This is a genomic window from Mycobacterium sp. NGS16, assembly GCF_059813225.1.
In genome coordinates this window covers 1-328 of sequence record NZ_JCALEE010000034.1, presented here as the reverse complement: position 1 = coordinate 328, position 328 = coordinate 1, and the positions used below count along the sequence as shown (strand labels likewise).

Annotated in this window: 1 protein-coding gene; it reads right to left on the bottom strand. The window is 67.1% G+C overall.

Annotated elements, in window-relative coordinates; genetic code table 11:
• Nucleotides 1-328: hypothetical protein (locus AC5Y4Q_RS21675; protein ID WP_499960174.1), on the bottom strand; the 328-nt coding region annotated here is incomplete at both ends.

The following is a 328-nucleotide window of genomic DNA, read 5'->3' as shown; positions in this document are numbered from 1 at the left end:
CCCAGGTTGGTCTTGACCGACCCCAACACCAACGGCGCGGCCGCACCCCGCTCACCGAACACCGCCGACAACGCATCCAACTCGATCGGATCACCCAACGCCGTACCGGTCCCATGCGCCTCGACATAGTCGATATCACCAGGAGACAACCGCGCCGCAGCCAACGCCGCCCGCAACACCTTCTGCTGCGCCGGACCCGACGGCACCGTCTGACCACTCGACGGCCCATCCTGATTCACCGCCGACCCCCGCACCACCGCAAGAACCCGGTCACCATCACGCTGCGCATCCGAAAGCCGCTTGAGCACCACCACCCCAGCACCCTCGC